Source organism: Zavarzinella formosa DSM 19928, assembly GCF_000255705.1.
Taxonomy (GTDB): domain Bacteria; phylum Planctomycetota; class Planctomycetia; order Gemmatales; family Gemmataceae; genus Zavarzinella; species Zavarzinella formosa.
This window is the reverse complement of record NZ_JH636453.1, coordinates 105,404-107,003: the sequence shown is the minus strand read 5'-3', so window position 1 is coordinate 107,003 and position 1,600 is coordinate 105,404. Positions and strand designations below refer to the sequence as shown.

The 1,600-nt window shown below is 56.4% G+C and carries 3 protein-coding genes; all 3 read left to right on the top strand.

Features of this window, described 5'->3' with window-relative positions; translation table 11 throughout:
- A partial coding sequence (locus tag BGIM_RS56030; RefSeq protein WP_020476117.1) for a transposase occupies positions 1–343 on the top strand: 343 nt, incomplete at its 5' end.
- Between the two features lie 35 nt (positions 344–378).
- A complete protein-coding gene (locus BGIM_RS0144920) occupies positions 379–960 on the top strand; it encodes a hypothetical protein (RefSeq protein ID WP_020476116.1) in 582 nt (193 codons plus the stop codon).
- Positions 961–1,319: 359 nt separating this feature from the next.
- Positions 1,320–1,600 (top strand): hypothetical protein (locus tag BGIM_RS65385; protein WP_162136357.1); only part of this gene is annotated, 281 nt, incomplete at its 3' end.

Sequence of the window (1,600 nt, the reverse complement as noted above, 5' to 3'; positions counted from 1 at the left end):
CGGGACGCTGCCGTTGGTTGACTCGGCCGGCCCGCTCGACCCCGAGGGGGAAGATGAAGGGCCGGGCGGGCGGCCCGGGGAGCTGTACGGGGACCGGGCGTATGACGCGGAAGCGTTGCGGGACGAGTTGCGGGAGCGGGACATCGAGCCGAAGCTCGCGAAACGCCGGACGCCTCATGGCAGCGGGTTGGGCAAAGTCCGGTGGGTGGTGGAGCGGACGATTGGCTGGCTGCACAACTTTCGCAAGCTGAGGGTCGTGACCGAGAAGACCCAAGAGATGCAACTGGCTCTGTTGAATCTCGGCCTCAGCCTTATCTGCTTTAACTATTTTTGCAATTCATAAAGTTAGAGGCTCTTAGATTTGTTAGCTTCTGACGAATGCTTGCCAAAATCGACCGGCGAACTGTTGGAGGCATCGGGAAAGAATCACAGGTTATCATCATGATTGATGATGGGGACGAAATCTTGCGATTATGCAATGATCTCAGAGACAATCTGCCATCTCGTGATACGATGCTGGTTGTCATTAGTGTCGCATGCCAAGGCAATGCTGTCGATGTTCTGGCGAAGACAAAAACTCTTTTATTGACCGTTATACAGTACGTTGCAAATCATCCATTTGATGATGATTTGGAGCCGGCCCATTTTTTAATTGACCGTCTATTCTGGACCGAGGCGCTCCCGGGGTGGTTTTTGGAGGCAACCCCTTTCAAGGAAGAAGTTCAAGTTTTTTCATCAACCCAAGAAATCTGGACAGTCAAAGCCTGGCTCTATTGGTTCCTCAGTCCTCATGAAGATCGTCAATGGAGATGGTGGTCGGCGCCGCTTGTGTCGTCCTCGCTCATTGAGATCAATATCCAGATCAATGAAATACCATTTCAATGGGGCAGCTTGCGATGGGCTTTGACCGCCGCCGGCGCGCATTTGGTGGAATTATCCAATTGGCACGTGCCGAAATAATGAATAAAAATCCTTGAAAACCAAGCTTTTCCGCTGTCATTTCCGCGTGATCTGAATGGTCGTTATTTCTTCCGGACGGCCTTGACATCCAGTCGTTCATCCGATTTGCCCTTCCGTTCGTCCCCATCGACACAACCTCTTTGGCTCGCAATTAACTCGCCGGGCGGGACACCCAAGTCCCTCCGGGATGGGGCATTCGTTCTTCAGGCTCACGTTTGCTCGCCCGGCTGGCGGCGATCGTGATCCCCAAGACAGACGTTCGACGGACGGAATCGACGACGACCGGTTACATGACGGACAGTCGTTCGGGGACGCTGTCGTCAGAGTCGCTGGGGACGGGGACGCGTTCGTCGCGATCGATGACGTCGACATTTGACGAGACGGCCACACGGGAGACGCCGGAGCATCAGGGGTACAACTGGCTGGGTTCTTTGGAGACGGTGGACGCGTCGTCGGAGTATCACCACCGGGCGGGCAACTCGACGATGACGCTGAGCTTCCGGGGCTCGCTGAAGACGACGAACCGGTTTCTGGACCCGGCCAGCCGGTCGGACTGGGCGGGGAATCTGGGGGGGACGGCCGTCGGGGAGGCGAAGGTGCGGACGGGCTCCCAAACGTTCACGCGCGAGGACGGGAGCAG

Excerpts from the sequence above, each read along its gene's own strand:
- BGIM_RS0144920 (WP_020476116.1), top strand. The coding sequence starts at position 379 with ATGCTTGCCAAAATCGACCGGCGAACTGTTGGAGGCATCGGGAAAGAA.